At 70.5% G+C, this 14,495-nt stretch carries 14 protein-coding genes; 13 read left to right on the plus strand and 1 reads right to left on the minus strand.

The window, feature by feature from the left end; genetic code table 11:
* The first annotated feature begins 92 nt into the window (after window positions 1–92).
* The 13 genes from acpP (at window position 93) to OCT48_RS06225 (ending at window position 12,357) form a co-directional block, all read left to right on the plus strand.
* Window positions 93–326, plus strand: a complete 234-nt coding sequence (gene acpP / locus OCT48_RS06165) for an acyl carrier protein (protein ID WP_083005609.1) — start codon at window positions 93–95, stop codon at window positions 324–326.
* A 191-nt stretch (window positions 327–517) separates the two neighbouring features.
* On the plus strand, window positions 518–1,756 hold the full coding sequence (fabF, locus tag OCT48_RS06170; RefSeq protein ID WP_263591828.1) for a beta-ketoacyl-ACP synthase II: 1,239 nt from the start codon (window positions 518–520) through the stop codon (window positions 1,754–1,756).
* Between the two features lie 5 nt (window positions 1,757–1,761).
* Window positions 1,762–2,592: an aminodeoxychorismate lyase gene (pabC, locus tag OCT48_RS06175; protein ID WP_263591829.1), complete on the plus strand. Its 831-nt coding sequence runs from the start codon at window positions 1,762–1,764 to the stop codon at window positions 2,590–2,592.
* 13 nt (window positions 2,593–2,605) lie between these two features.
* Window positions 2,606–3,610: an endolytic transglycosylase MltG gene (mltG, locus tag OCT48_RS06180; protein WP_263591830.1), complete on the plus strand. Its 1,005-nt coding sequence runs from the start codon at window positions 2,606–2,608 to the stop codon at window positions 3,608–3,610.
* Window positions 3,611–3,637: 27 nt separating this feature from the next.
* The gene (tmk, locus tag OCT48_RS06185) at window positions 3,638–4,291 is read left to right on the plus strand and encodes a dTMP kinase (protein WP_263591831.1); all 654 of its coding nucleotides are present in this window, start codon (window positions 3,638–3,640) and stop codon (window positions 4,289–4,291) included.
* On the plus strand, window positions 4,288–5,283 hold the full coding sequence (locus OCT48_RS06190; protein WP_263591832.1) for a DNA polymerase III subunit delta': 996 nt from the start codon (window positions 4,288–4,290) through the stop codon (window positions 5,281–5,283). The genes tmk and OCT48_RS06190 overlap by 4 nt, the downstream gene beginning before the upstream one ends.
* 28 nt (window positions 5,284–5,311) lie before the next feature.
* A complete protein-coding gene (locus tag OCT48_RS06195; protein WP_183384098.1) occupies window positions 5,312–5,647 on the plus strand; it encodes a PilZ domain-containing protein in 336 nt (111 codons plus the stop codon).
* 123 nt (window positions 5,648–5,770) lie between these two features.
* Window positions 5,771–6,601: a TatD family hydrolase gene (locus OCT48_RS06200; RefSeq protein ID WP_263591833.1), complete on the plus strand. Its 831-nt coding sequence runs from the start codon at window positions 5,771–5,773 to the stop codon at window positions 6,599–6,601.
* Window positions 6,602–6,630: 29 nt separating this feature from the next.
* Window positions 6,631–7,170: a DUF1285 domain-containing protein gene (locus OCT48_RS06205; RefSeq protein WP_263591834.1), complete on the plus strand. Its 540-nt coding sequence runs from the start codon at window positions 6,631–6,633 to the stop codon at window positions 7,168–7,170.
* The gene (locus OCT48_RS06210; protein WP_263591835.1) at window positions 7,167–9,359 is read left to right on the plus strand and encodes an ATP-dependent helicase; all 2,193 of its coding nucleotides are present in this window, start codon (window positions 7,167–7,169) and stop codon (window positions 9,357–9,359) included. Before OCT48_RS06205 ends, OCT48_RS06210 begins: the two co-directional genes overlap by 4 nt.
* Complete coding sequence (locus tag OCT48_RS06215) at window positions 9,356–10,183, plus strand: sulfurtransferase (protein ID WP_263591836.1); 828 nt, start codon at window positions 9,356–9,358, stop codon at window positions 10,181–10,183. The genes OCT48_RS06210 and OCT48_RS06215 overlap by 4 nt, the downstream gene beginning before the upstream one ends.
* A 105-nt stretch (window positions 10,184–10,288) precedes the next feature.
* On the plus strand, window positions 10,289–11,266 hold the full coding sequence (locus tag OCT48_RS06220; RefSeq protein WP_412031028.1) for a Gfo/Idh/MocA family oxidoreductase: 978 nt from the start codon (window positions 10,289–10,291) through the stop codon (window positions 11,264–11,266).
* On the plus strand, window positions 11,263–12,357 hold the full coding sequence (locus tag OCT48_RS06225; RefSeq protein ID WP_263591838.1) for a DegT/DnrJ/EryC1/StrS family aminotransferase: 1,095 nt from the start codon (window positions 11,263–11,265) through the stop codon (window positions 12,355–12,357). The genes OCT48_RS06220 and OCT48_RS06225 overlap by 4 nt, the downstream gene beginning before the upstream one ends.
* Before the next feature lie 113 nt (window positions 12,358–12,470).
* On the opposite strand, the gene OCT48_RS06230 is transcribed toward OCT48_RS06225, so the two are convergent.
* Complete coding sequence (locus tag OCT48_RS06230; protein ID WP_263591839.1) at window positions 12,471–14,153, minus strand: electron transfer flavoprotein-ubiquinone oxidoreductase; 1,683 nt, start codon at window positions 14,151–14,153, stop codon at window positions 12,471–12,473.
* Between the last annotated feature and the right edge of the window lie 342 nt (window positions 14,154–14,495).

Consider the following 14,495-nt stretch of genomic DNA (forward strand, 5'->3'; position numbering starts at 1 on the left):
GAGCGGTCTATAAACTACCCCGCAGCTTATGGCTCGCGGATTTGAAACGGCTGGATCAGAACGGCTAACGTGAACGACTGGAGTACGTCATAATGAGCACCATCGAAGAGCGCGTGAAGAAGGTTGTGGCCGAGCGCCTGAACGTCAAGGAAGAAGACATCCAGAACTCTTCTTCATTCACCGAAGACCTCGGCGCCGATTCCCTGGATACCGTCGAGCTGGTGATGGCGCTCGAAGAGGAATTCGACACCGAAATCCCCGACGAGGAAGCCGAGAAGATCACCACCGTTCAGGAAGCCATCGATTACGTCAACACCCACCAGTAAGGGTGCTCGACACCGCTTGCTGAGGTGTATCCGGGGCAGCGAGCCCCGGTGAGAGCCGTCCTGCCGCGCAGGGCGGCTCTCGTGCTATGGGGCTGTCCTTCGTCGGTCACAGCGAGGGTGGACTCGGGTATAATGCGCGCAACGAAGGCCCGTCGAGGGTCGTGTCACTACGGATGTCTGGAGGAAAGCTGATGGCTCGTAGAAGGGTTGTAGTGACCGGGCTGGGCCTGGTCACGCCAGTGGGGAACACCGTCGATGAGAGCTGGAGCAACATTCTGGCCGGCAAGAGCGGTATCGCCCCCATCGAGCACTTCGATGCCAGTGGCTTCAATACCCGTTTCGGTGGCTCGGTGAAGGATTTCGACATCAGCCCCTACCTGAACCCCAAGGATGCCAGGAAGATGGACCTGTTCATCCAGTACGGGGTGGCCGCCGGTGCCCAGGCGATCAGCGATGCCGGCATCGAGTGCACCGAGGACAACGCCCACCGCATCGGCGTGGCCATCGGCTCCGGCATCGGCGGCCTGCCGATGATCGAGCACAACCACAGCGCCCTGCAGAGGGGCGGCGCGCGGCGCATCTCGCCGTTCTTCGTGCCGGGCTCGATCATCAACATGATCTCGGGCAACCTGGCCATCCAGCACGGCTTTTGCGGGCCCAACATCGCCATCACCACGGCCTGCACCACGGGTACCCACAACATCGGCTACAGTGCCCGCACCATCGCCTACGGTGACGCCGACGTGATGGTCTGCGGTGGCGCCGAGATGGCCACCACGCCGCTGGGGCTGGGCGGCTTCTCCGCGGCGCGGGCGCTGTCCACGCGCAACGACGATCCCGCGGCGGCCAGCCGCCCCTGGGATCGAGACCGCGACGGCTTCGTGCTCTCCGACGGTGCCGGCGTCATGGTGCTCGAGGAACTCGAGCATGCCCAGGCCCGGGGCGCGACCATCTACGCCGAGCTCACCGGCTTCGGCATGAGCGACGACGCCTATCACATGACCGCGCCGCCGGAAGATGGCCGGGGTGCCGCCATGTCCATGAGCAATGCCATCCGCGATGCCGGCCTCGATCCGGCGGCCGTGGACTACATCAATGCCCATGGCACCTCCACGCCGGCCGGTGACCTGGCCGAGAGCCGGGCGGTCGAGCGGGTCCTGGGCGATGCGGCCCGGGACGTGGCGGTGAGTTCCACCAAGTCGATGATCGGCCACCTGCTCGGGGCCGCCGGGGCCGTCGAGGCGGTCTTCAGCGTGCTGGCCATCCGCGACCAGGTGGCGCCGCCGACCATCAATCTCGACAACCCCCAGGAAGGCTGCGTGCTGGACTACGTACCCCATGCCGCCCGGGAGATGCAGATCGACGTCAGCCTGTCGAACTCCTTCGGCTTCGGTGGCACCAACGGCACCCTGGTCTTCTCCAGGGTGTGAGCGGGATGCCGGTACAGCCCGTTCCCGGCGAGGGCGTCCCCCTCGACGACCGGGGGCTGGCCTATGGCGACGGCCTCTTCGAGACCGTGCTGGTGCGCGATGGCGTGCCGCTGCTGTGGGAGCAGCACCTGGCGCGGCTGGCCCGGGGCGGCGAGGCGCTGGGCATCGCGTTGCCGGCCCGGGCGACCCTCGACGCCCTCCCGGCCCGCGTCGGCGAGGGCCTGCGGGTGCTCAAGCTGGTGCTGACCCGCGGCAGTGGCGGGCGCGGCTATCTGCCCCCCGACGTCCCGACGCCTCGCCTGCGCTGGCAGGCCGCGCCGTTTTCGCCCTCGCCGTCGCGCTGGGGAGGCGTGCGGGTCCGCCACTGCCATCTCGCCCTGGCGATCCAGCCGCGCCTCGCCGGCCTCAAGCACCTCAACCGGCTGGAGAACGTGCTGGCCCGGGCCGAGTGGTCCGATCCCGAGATCGCCGAGGGCCTGCTCAGCGACGCCGAGGGGCGGCTGGTGGAGGCCACCTGCATGAACCTGTTCTGGTGGCGCGAGGGGCGCTGGGAGACCCCCCGCCTGCACCGCTGTGGCGTGGCCGGCACCCTGCGCGAGGCACTGCTGGCCCGCCTGGACCTCCGCGAGGTGGACGCCTTCCCCGAGGTGCTGGCGAGCAGCGAGGCCGTGTGCCTGGGCAACTCCGTACAGGGCGTCTGGCCGCTGATCCGCCTCGACGATGCCGAGGGGCGCCCGCTGGCCCGCTGGTCGCCGGGCGTCCGCCACCGGGCCCTCCAGGCCGAGGCCCACGGGCTGCTGGGCTACCCGCGCCGTCCGGGCGATTCAACCGAGTGAACGAGGACAACGCATGCCCCGTGTGATCAAGCTCCTGCCGCTGCTGGTGATCCTGCTGGCCCTGGCCCTGGGCGGGGGGTACCGCTACTGGCAGGCCCGGCTCGAGGCACCGCTGGATATCGCCTCGCCGACCCTCTACGAGGTGCCGGCCGGGGCGGGCTTCCACCGGGTGGTCGCCGAGCTCGCCGAACAGGGCGTCATCGCCGACGCCTGGGCCTATCGCCTGTTGACGCGGCTCGAGCCCGAGGCGGTGCCCGACCTGCGCCCGGGCGAGTATCGCCTGACCCCGGAGATGACCGGCCGGGAGATGCTCGGGCTGCTGGACCGCCACGAGGTGGTCACCTACCCGCTGACCGTCCCCGAGGGCTGGACCTTCGCCCAGATGCGCGCGGCACTCGACGAGGCGGAGAAGCTCGAGCACCGCACCCGCGGGCGCAGCGACGCCGAGCTGATGGCGATGCTGGGTCGCGAGGGCAAGCATCCCGAGGGGCGCTTCTTCCCGGATACCTACCGCTACCACAAGGGCGTCAGCGACCTCGAGATCCTGCGCCAGGCGATGACGCGCATGGACGCCGTGCTCGAGGAGGCCTGGGCCGGTCGCGACGAGGGGTTGCCCGTCGAGACTCCCTACGAGGCGTTGATCCTGGCGTCCCTGGTGGAGCGCGAGACCGGGGTGCCCGAGGAGCGCCGGCGCATCGCCGGGGTCTTCGTGCGGCGCCTCGAGCGGGGCATGCGGCTGCAGACCGACCCCACCGTGATCTACGGCATGGGGGACGACTACGACGGCAACATCACCCGGGCCGACCTGCGCGCGGCCACGCCCTACAACACCTACGTGATCGATGGGCTGCCGCCCACGCCCATCGCCCTGCCGGGGCGGGCCGCCCTGGAGGCGGCGGTGTCGCCGGCCGAGGGCGAGGCGCTCTATTTCGTGGCCCGGGGCGACGGTTCCCATCACTTCTCGCGGTCGCTGCGCGAGCACAACAATGCCGTCAACCGGTATATCCGCAACCGCTGATCCATTCACCCCAACCGGGAAGGCCCTATGTCGAGTCGCGGACGTTTCATCACCCTGGAAGGCGGCGAGGGGGTGGGCAAGTCCACCAACCTGGCCTGGGTCGCCGAGCACCTCGAGGCCCGGGGCCTCGAGGTGGTGCGCACCCGGGAGCCCGGCGGCACGCCCCGCGCCGAGGCCATCCGCGGCCTGTTGCTGGACCCGGCCACGGACGAGCCCCTGGACGACGACGCCGAGCTGCTGCTGGTCTTCGCCGCGCGCGCCCAGCACCTGGCCCGGCTGGTGCGCCCGGCCCTGGCGCGCGGCGCCTGGGTGGTCTGCGACCGCTTCACCGACGCCACCTTCGCCTACCAGGGGGGCGGTCGCGGCATCGCGGCCGAGCGCATCGCCGAGCTCGAGGCCTTCGTCCAGCAGGGCCTGCAGCCGGACCTGACCCTGCTGCTGGACATGCCCATGGACGCCGCCCAGCGTCGCCTGGAGGGCCGGCTCGACCGCGACGGCGGCGAGCGGGACCGCTTCGAGCGCGAACGGGCCGCGTTCTTCGAGGCGGTCCGCCAGGCCTACCTGGCGCGGGCCGCCGCCGCCCCGGAACGCATGGTGGTGGTCGATGCCGACCGGTCCCTGGCGGCGGTCCAGGCCGACCTGGGCGCGGTCCTCGACCGCCGCCTGGAGGCCTGGCGATGAGCGACGTCGCTCCCGTGCGTCCGCTGCCCTGGCTGGCGTCGCGCTGGCGCGAGCTCGTGCGCCTCGCCGACAGCGGCCGTCTGCCCCATGCCCTGCTGTTCTCCGGCCCCCATGGGGTCGGCAAGCCCTCCCTGGCCGAGGCGTTGATCGCCCGCACCCTGTGTGCCGCTCCCGGCGAGTTTGCCTGTGGACGCTGCCATGCCTGCCAGATGCTGGCCGCCGGCTACCACCCCGACCTGCTGCGCGTCGCGCCGGAGGAGGGCAAGCGCCAGATCCGCATCGCCCCGATCCGCGAGGTCAACGGCTTCGTCGCCCAGACCGCCCAGCAGGGCGGCTATCGGGTGATCGTCATCAGCCCCGCGGAGGCCATGAACGTGGCCGCCTCCAACGCCCTGCTCAAGAGCCTGGAGGAGCCCGGCGGGCGGACCCTCTTCCTGCTGCTCTCGGACATTCCCTCGCACCTGCTGCCGACCATCCGCTCCCGCTGCCAGCACTGGAGCCTGGCCCCCCCGGCCGAGGCCGACTGCCTGGCCTGGCTCGCCGAGCGCCTCGGCGGCGAGGAGGAGGCCCGTTTCTGGTGGCAGGCCGCCGGCGGCCTGCCGCTGCGCGCCCTGGAGCTCGCCGAGCCGGACGCCCGGGGGCTGCGCCAGCAGCTGCACGAGACCTTCGACGCCCTGGTGCGGGGCGCCGAGCCGGTGGCCGAGGCCGCCCGCCTGGATCGCCAGTCCATCGACGCCATCCTGTGGTACGGTATCGCCTGGCTCGAGGACCTGATTCGCCTGGGCCTGTCCGGGGCCACCGCGGCGTTGCGCAATCCCGACCTGCTGCCGCTGTATCGCCAGGCGGTCAAGAATGGCCGGGTCCGCGACTGGTTCCGCCTCCTGGACTATGCTCGCGAACAACGGCGCCTGCTGGCCGAGGGCGGCAATCCCAACCCTCAGCTGGTGCTCGAGGCCTGGCTGGTCCGCTGGTCCGCGCTGCTGCGCTCTTGACGATAGACTGCCCGAGGAGGCTCGCTCGATGGCCGCACAAAAAGCCCTGTCCCTGACCATCCAGGATATCCCGACCCTGCTCTCGGCCTACATGCCGGCGTTGGAGCGAGGCGGCATCTTCGTGCCCACCCGGGAGCGCTACGAGCTCGGCCAGGAGGTCTTCCTGCTGCTGACCCTGCCCGACGAGACCGAACGGGTGCCGGTGACCGGTCGGGTCGTGTGGGTCTCCCCGGAGGGCGTCTCCGGGCGCCGGGTGCCGGGCATCGGCATCCACTTCAGCGCCGAGGACCAGGGGGTGCGCGACCATATCGAGAACCTGCTGGCCGGCCAGCTGGACAAGGGCGCCCCGACCTACACGCTCTGACGAGCTTCGAGCTTCGAGCTTCGAGCTTCGAGCTTCGAGCTTCGAGCTTCGAGCTTCGAGCTTCGAGCTTCGAGCTTCGAGCTTCGCTGAAGCACCCATTTAACAGCTAGCCGAAATTACCGCATGTTCATCGATTCCCACTGCCATCTCGACCGCCTCGATCCCCGCAGCCACGACGGCGATGTCGCCGCGGCCCTGGACGCCGCCCGGGCCCGCGACGTGCGCCAGTTCCTGGCCATCGCCGTCACCCTGGAGGAGGTGCCGGGGATCGCCGCCCTGGCCCGGGCGCATGACGACGTGGTGATCTCCGCCGGGGTCCACCCCCTCCACCAGGTGCCCGAGGAGCCCAGCGTGGCCGCCATCAAGGACTGCGCCGAGCGCTTCGAGGCGGTGGCCATCGGCGAGACCGGCCTCGACTACCACTACGAGGGCGTGCCCCGCGAGGTCCAGCACGAGCGCTTCCGTCGCCACCTGGTCGCGGCCACCGAGCTCGAACTGCCGGTGATCATCCACACCCGGGAGGCCCGGGAAGACACCCTGGCGCTGATCCGCGAACACGTGGACCCCCGGGTGGGGGGCGTGCTGCACTGCTTCACCGAGGACCTGGACATGGCCCGGGAGGCGGTCGCCAACGGCTTCTACATCTCGCTGTCGGGCATCGTCACCTTCCGCAACGCCCATGCGATCCGCGAGCTGGCCCGGCGCCTGCCGCTGGACCGCCTGCTGATCGAGACCGACAGCCCCTACCTGGCCCCGGTGCCCCATCGTGGCAAGCCCAACGAGCCGGCCTGGGTCGTGGAGGTGGCCGAGTGCATCGCCGCCGAACGGGGCATCAGCGTCGAGGAGGTGGCCATGCAGACCACCGCCAACTTCTATCGCCTGTTCCGGGCGGCCGTCCCCGAGGCGCCGGCCGAGATTCGCGAGACCCTGGCCCAGGCCGGCCTGGTGGGCTAGCGGCCGGCGCTGCAAGCGAGGAGGGCAGCATGAACCTGGAGACCCTGCTGGTCGGCATCGAGCCGGAGGGCGAGATTCCCCCGCTGGAGCGCTGGGCGCCGGAGCGGGTCGGCGAGATGGACCTCACCATCGCCGCCGACGGCCGCTGGATCCACGAGGGCGGCGTGATCTCCCGGCCGCGGCTGGTACGCCTGCTGTCCACCATCCTGCGTCGCGAGACCGATGGTGACTACTACCTGGTGACCCCCGTGGAGAAGCAGCGCATCCGGGTCGAGGACCGTCCCTTCGTCATCGTCGATGCCGAGCCGGATGCGGCCGGCGACTGGTGGCTCACCACCAATGTCGGCGACCGGCTGCGCCTCGACGACGCCCATCGCCTGGTCGTCACGACCACGCCGCGGGGCGAGGCGGTGCCCGAGGTGCCGGTCCGCTTCGGCCTCGCCGCACGCCTGGGACGCAACGTCTTCTACCGCCTGGCGGAGCTCGCCGAACGGCGCGGCGAGACGCTCGGCCTGACCAGCGGCGGCATCTGGCAGCCGCTGGGGCGGCTGGACGACGAGGCACCATGAGGCTGACGCCGGAGCAGCGGGCCGTGGTCGGCCATCCGGGCGGCCACGCCCGGGTGGCGGCCGTGGCCGGGGCGGGCAAGACCACCACCATGGTGGCCCGGGTCCTGCACCTGCTCGAACGGGGCGTGGCGCCGGGGCGGATCCTGGTGCTGATGTTCAACCGCTCGGCCCGGGAGGACTTCCAGGCTCGGCTGGCGGCCATGGCGCCGGCCGGCCAGCCGCTGCCCGACGTGCGCACCTTCCATTCCCTCGGGCATCGCCTCTCCCGGAGCCTGACCCGCTGGGGCGCGCTCGCCCCCCGGCAGCTGCTCACCGCCGACTGGCAACTGGAGCGGCTGCTGCGCCATGCCACCCAGCAGGCCCTGCAGGAGCTGCCCGAGCCCGGCGAGGCGGCACTGGAGGCCGAGAAGCTCGAGGCCCTGGCCCACTTCTGCGGCTTGGTGAAGGCGGAGATGGCGAGTCCCGCCGAGCTCTATGCCCGGCTCGACGTCGGCGAGGACAGCGAGCACTTCGTCGCCGCCTTCGAGCACGCCGAGACCCTGCTGGCCGAGCAGGGCCTGATGACCTATTCGGATCTGCTGTACCGCCCCCTGCGGGCGCTGGAGGCTGACCCGGCCCTGTGCGGCCGGGTCCAGGGCTTCCTGGATCACGTCATCATCGACGAGTACCAGGACATCAACCAGGCCCAGCAGCGCCTGCTGGCCGTGCTGGCCGGCCACCAGGCGGCGGTGATGGCGGTGGGCGACGCCAACCAGTGCATCTACGAGTGGCGCGGGGCGCACCCCGACACCATGCTCGAGAACTTCACCGCCACCTTCGGCGAGGCGCAGGACTACCCGCTGTCCACCACCTTCCGCCACGGTCATGCCCTGGCGCTGGCCGCCAATCACGCCATCGCCGCCAACCGGCGCCGCCCCGACCAGCTCTGCCTGGCCGCGCCCGGCACCCCGGCCACCCGACTGGCGGTGGGGCAGGGGACCCAGGGGCTGCTCGCCGAGCTTGCCGGCTGGCAGCGCCGGAGCCGGGCGCTCGGCGAGGCCTGCCTGCTGGTGCGCAGCTGGGCCCTGTCGGTGCCCCTGCAGCTGGCCCTGCTGCGCGAGGGAGTGCCCTTCCGGCTGTCCCGGGAGGATCGCTTCGTGTTTCGCCTGCCCCTGGTGGAGGCCCTGGCCGGCTATTTGATGCTGACGCAGGATGCCGGCCTGCTGCAGGATCCTGGCCACCTGCTGACCCTGCTCGCCCAGCCCACTCCCTTCGTCGCCCGGGAACGCCTGACGGCGCTGGCCACCCGCCTGGCCGAGACCCAGCGCTGGCCGGAGCGTCACGACCCCCTCCTGACCGGCCTCAGGCCCCACCAGCGGCGGACCCTGAAGCGTCGCTGGGCGCTGCTCTGCGAGCTGCCCCGGCATGCCGGCTGGACGCCGGCCCGCTTGCTCGAGCACGTGATCGAGAGCGTGGAGGCGGAGAAGGTGCTCAAGCGCGCCGCCGCGCGGCGCGACAAGGGCGAGGAGGACGTGCGGCTGCTCGATGTGCTGGTCGAGCAGGCCGGCGAGGCGTCGGACCTGGCGGCCTTCATCGAGTTGCTGCGCCGGCCGGTGCAGAATCGCGATGACGGGGTGCTGATCACCACGGTGCACGGCGCCAAGGGCCTGGAGTGGCCGCTGGTGGTGCTGGCGGGCCTCAACGAGGAGGACTTCCCCCACTACACCCGGGACAACCCCTTGACCCCCTCGCGCCTCGAGGAAGAGCGTCGGCTGTTCTACGTGGCCATCACCCGGGCCCGGGAGCAGCTGGTCATGTTGCATGACGGCGGCGACCACCGGCCCAGTCGCTTCCTGGACGAGACCGCCTGGCAGGATGGTCTGCGAGTCGCCGAGCACCTAGCAGGGGAAGGCGAGGGCGAGGCCCCGCTGGCGGTCGCGCATCCGGGCCTGGTACGCCGCTACGTCGGGGCGCTGGGCCGTTCGCTGTCCATCGAGGCAGCCGCCGTGCCGACGGGGATGCCCCCGGCCGCCGGCGATTTCCGGGTCGGCCAGCGCCTCACCCATGCCGTGTTCGGCGAGGGCGAGATCAGCGTGGTGGAAGGGGATCCGGACAACCCCGTGATCGAGGTGCGCTTCCGCCAGGCCGGCCGACGCCGGTTGATCGCCCGCCGGGCGCCCATCGAACTGCTGGAAGGAGAACGTGCATGAGCAGGGTGTTGATCGAGGCCGGCGAGCTGGCCCGGGCCCTCGAGGGGGAGACCCCGCCGCTGGTGCTGGACTGCCGGGCGCGGCTGGGCGACCCCGAGGCCGGCGACCGGCTGTGGCGCGAGGGCCATGTGCCCGGCAGCCAGCACCTGGATCTCGACCGGGACCTGGCCGCGCCCGCCGGCGCGGGCGGGCGCCATCCGTTGCCCGCGCCGGCGGCCTTCACCGCGGTGATCCAGCGGCTGGGCATCACCCCCGGGCGACCGGTGGTGGTCTACGACGACCAGGGTGGCCAGCTGGCCGCGGCCCGCGCCTGGTGGATGCTGGCCTGCTGGGCGGGCCATCCCGAGGTGCGCGCGCTCGATGGCGGCCTGCGGGCCTGGCAGGACGCCGGCGGCGAGCTGCCGCTGGGCCGCGAGTCCGCCCCCGAGCCCAGCGACTGGACCCCGCGCTATCGCGACGACGCCCGGGTCGGCGCCGACGAGGTGTTCTCCGGTCGCGCCCTCAAGGTGGACGCCCGCACCCGGGAGCGCTTCCGCGGTGAGGCCGAGCCCGTGGACCCGGTGGCGGGGCACATCCCCGGGGCGGTGTGCCGGCCGAGTGCCGAGAACCTCGACGAGAGCGGCCGCTTCAAGGTCCCCGAGGTGCTGGACGCGGAGCTCCCCGAAGGCGAGACGGTCATCGCCTATTGCGGCTCCGGCGTCACCGCCTGTCACGACATCCTCGCCTATGCCGTCGCCGGCCGGCCACTGCCGCGCCTCTACGCCGGCTCCTGGAGCGAATGGATCCGCGACCCCAGGCGCCCCATCGCCCGCGGAGATCGCTAGTGTCGCCGCGATGAGACGCGTTGAGCCGCCGCTGGCCAGCGTCTACCCTGACCTCGGTGCTTCCCGCAGCGTGCGGAGATGGGCAGCGGAGGGAGTGGCGATAACGTGGCGAGCAAGAACTTTGCGTTGATTGGCGCCGCCGGCTATATCGCGCCGCGTCATATGCAGGCCATCAAGGCCACCGGCAACGCCCTGGTGGCGGCCTACGACATCAACGACTCGGTGGGCATCATCGACTCGGTGTCCCCCGACTGCGCCTTCTTCACCGAATTCGAGTCCTTCCTCGAGCATGCCTGGCGTCTCAGGCGCCGGGGGGAGGGCGCCCTGGACTACGTCGTCGTCTGTTCCCCCAATCATCTCCACGGTGCCCATGTGATGGCCGGCCTGCAGCTGGGGTGCGACGTGATCTGCGAGAAGCCCCTGGTGCCCACCCCGGACCAGCTCGACGAGCTGCGCTGCGGAGAGACGGAGACCGGACGACGCGTCTATAGCATCATGCAGTTGCGCCACCATCCCGCGATCCATGCGCTGCGCGACAAGGTGGTCGCGGAGGCGAGTGGCGCCAAGCACGAGGTGGAGCTCACCTACATCACCTCCCGGGGGCCCTGGTACCTGGCGAGCTGGAAGGGCGACCCGCGCAAGTCGTTCGGCGTGGTGGCCGATATCGGCGTGCACTTCTTCGACATGCTGCATCTGGTGTTCGGCGAGCTGGAGCGCCTGGTGCTGCACTATAGCGACGATCGCAAGGCCGCCGGCTACCTGGAGTACGAGCAGGCCAGGGTGCGCTGGTTCCTCTCCATCGATGCCGAGGACCTGCCGGAGGAGGTGCGCGGGTATCGATCCACCCATCGCGCCATCCTCTGCGACGGCGAGGCCTTCGAGTTCTCCAGCGGCTTCGAGGACCTGCATACGGTCAGCTACCGGGAAGTGCTGGCCGGGCGCGGCTTCGGCATCGACGCCGTGCGTCACTGCCTGCAGACCGTCCATGCCATCCGCGGGACGCACCCCGAGGCCCCCCGGAAGGGTGAGGGACATCCCCGGCTCCTGGCCCTGGCGTGCAACAACCCGGGCGTAGGATCATGATGCCGTTCGTCGATCTGGGGGCCCAGCAGGCGCGCCTCGGGTTGCGGCTCGAGGCCGCCATCCGGGCGGTCCTGGCCCATGGCCGCTACGTGCTCGGCCCGGAGGTGGAGGTACTGGAGCGGCGCCTGGCCCGGCGGGTCGGGGTCGCCCACTGCATCACCTGCGCCAGCGGCACCGACGCCCTGCAGATCGCCCTGCGGGGGCTCGGTGTCGGCGCCGGTGACGAGGTGATCGTGCCCGGGTTCAGTTTCGTCGCCACGGCGGAGAGCGTGGCCCTGGTCGGCGCCCGGCCGGTCTACGTGGACATCGATCCGCACACCTATCTGCTCGACCCGGCCTATCTGGAGGCGGCGATCACCCCGCGTACCAGGGCCATCATGCCGGTCTCGCTGTTCGGCCAGTGCGCCGACATGGCGGCATTGGCGGTCGTCGCCCGGCGCCACGGGCTGGCGGTGCTCGAGGACGCCGCCCAGAGCTTCGGGGCCAGCCGGTATGGCCGTTCCTCCTGCGGCCTGAGCCGGGTCGCGGCCACCAGCTTCTTTCCCAGCAAGCCGCTGGGCGCCTACGGCGACGGCGGGGCCCTGTTCACCGACGATGCCGACCTGGCCGAGACCCTGCGCAGCATCGCCCGCCATGGCGAGGCGGGCCGCTACCACCATGTGCGACTGGGGATGAACAGCCGCCTGGATACCCTCCAGGCGGCGATCCTGCTGGTGAAGCTCGACGCGTTCGACGAGGAACTACGCCGTCGCCGGCGAGTGGCCGCACGCTACGACCGTCTGCTCGCCGAGCTGCCGGTCGGACGCCCGGTGGTCGCGCCCGGCAACGTCAGTGTCCATGCCCAGTACGGCATCCAGGTAGCCGAGCGGGACCGGGTTCAGGCGCGCATGGACGAGGCGGGCATTCCCACCGCCATCCACTACCCGATTCCGCTGTATCGACAGCCGGCGCTGGCCGACCCCCGGTCTCGGCTGCCGGCCTGTGAGGCGGTATGCCAGCGCATCCTCAGCCTGCCTATGCATCCCTACCTGGAGGCCGCGCAGCAGGAGCGGGTGGTGGAGGCGCTGCGCCAGGCTTCGCCTGGAGTTTGAAGAGCGGCGCTTCGCGCCTGGAAGCTTGAAGCTGGAAGAAAACCTTTGACCCGGCTTCAGAGGGCAACATCATGAAGCCTTCCAGCTTCCAGCTCCCGGCGCAGCCGGGGCGTTTACATATTGGGATAGTTCGGCCCGCCGCCGCCCTCCGGCGCCACCCAGGTGATGTTCTGGGCCGGGTCCTTGATGTCGCAGGTCTTGCAGTGGATGCAGTTCTGGAAGTTGATCTGGAACCTGGGCTGGCCCGCCTCGTCCTCGACCACCTCGTAGACGCCCACCGGGCAGTAGCGCTGGGCCGGCTCGGCATACTCGGGCAGGTTGTCACGGATCGGCAGCTCCGGGTCGCTGAGCTTGAGGTGGCAGGGCTGGTCCTCCTCGTGGTTGGTGTTGGAGAGGAACACCGAGGAGGGCTTGTCGAAGGACAGCTTGCCGTCCGGCTTGGGGTAGTCGATCTTCTCGCTCTCGGCCGCCTTCTTGAGGGTGGCGTGATCCGGCACGGTATCGTGCAGGGTCGGCAGCTTGCCGCCGAGCAGTTGGTCGAGGAAGTTGTAGGCGCCGCCGCCCAGGGTGCCGTACTTGTGGATCGCCGGGCCGAAGCTGCGGCTCTCGTCGAGTTCCTGGTAGGCCCAGCTGGCCTGCCACTTGCCCTCGAAGGCGGTGAGCTCCGCGCCGCCCTCGTCGCCGGCGGCGAGGGCCTCGAAGACCGCCTCGGCGGCCACCATGCCGGACTTCATGGCGGTGTGCAGGCCCTTGATCTTGGCGAAGTTGAGGGTGCCGGCGTCGCAGCCGATCAACAGCCCGCCGGGGAAGGTCATCTTCGGCAGGCAGTTGAGGCCGCCCTTGGCGATGGCCCGGGCGCCGTAGGCGACCCGCGAGCCGCCCTCCAGGTGCCGGGCCAGCACCGGGTGGTGCTTCATGCGCTGGAACTCGTCGAAGGGCGACAGGTAAGGGTTCCGGTAGGACAGGTCCATGATCAGGCCGACCACCACCTGGGCATTCTCGGCGTGATACAGGAACCAGCCGCCGTGGGTGTGCTTGTCCAGGGGCCAGCCGGCGCCGTGCAGCACCAGGCCGGGTTCGTGCTTGTCGGCGGGGATGTCCCACAGCTCCTTGAGGCCGATGCCGTAGTGCTGCGGGTCCTTGCCCTCATCGAGCCGGAAGCGCTCGATCAGCCGCTTGCCGATGTGGCCGCGGGCGCCCTCGGCGAACAGGGTGTACCTGGCGCGCAGCTCCATGCCCGGCATATAGCCGTCCTTGGGCTGGCCATCGGCGCCCACGCCCATATCGCCGACCAGGATGCCCTTGACCACCTCGTCCTCGACGATCGCTTCCTGGGCGGCGAAGCCGGGGAAGACCTCGACGCCGAGCTCCTCGGCCTTCTCGGCCAGCCAGCGGCACAGGTTGCCGGCGCTGATCACGTAGCGGCGGGAGTCGCCACTCGTGAGGTCGCCGCCGGTGTTATGCATGGTCCTGGGCACCAGGGCATTGGGCAGCTTCTGGGCCTTCTCGGCATCCTTGAGCAGGTAGAGCTCGTCGCGCACCGCCGGGGTGGTCAGGGGCGCCCCGCGCGTCTCCCAGTCGGGGAACAGCTCCTGGAGGGCGCGGGGCTCGAAGATCGCCCCGGAGAGGATATGGGCGCCCACCTCGGAGCCCTTCTCGACCACGCACACGGTCAGCTCCCGCTCCGCCTCATTGGCCTGCTGCATCAGCCGGCAGGCCGCGGCCAGGCCGGAGGGGCCGGCGCCGACGATGACCACGTCGAAGTCCATGGAGTCGCGCTCTACTTGTTCAGTCATCGGATGTGTCTCCTCCCACGGCGACGACGCCCGGGTCCCGGGGGTACCACTAACGTCGATAGGTTTTAAAACGGTCGTTTGCTTCTAGGTCTGACCCATGATAGGCATAATACCGTCAAAGGGGCACCCCTTACGATGGGGGAGGCGCCGCGAGTGCCGTTCCCCGGCATGGCGAGGATTGTTGTGGTCGCCCGGGCTGTGGCACATTAGGAGGGTTTTTTCCTGCGGCGCCTATCGAACGCTTGCATGAAACTTATTATAAGGGCATGCCGGTCGGTTCTAAGAGGGCCGGACATCGCGAGGCGGTGTCGCGATGTCCGCTCCCGTTACCCAAGGTTCCGA

Origin of the sequence: Halomonas sp. M4R1S46, assembly GCF_025725685.1 — a bacterium.
Lineage (GTDB): Bacteria > Pseudomonadota > Gammaproteobacteria > Pseudomonadales > Halomonadaceae > Halomonas.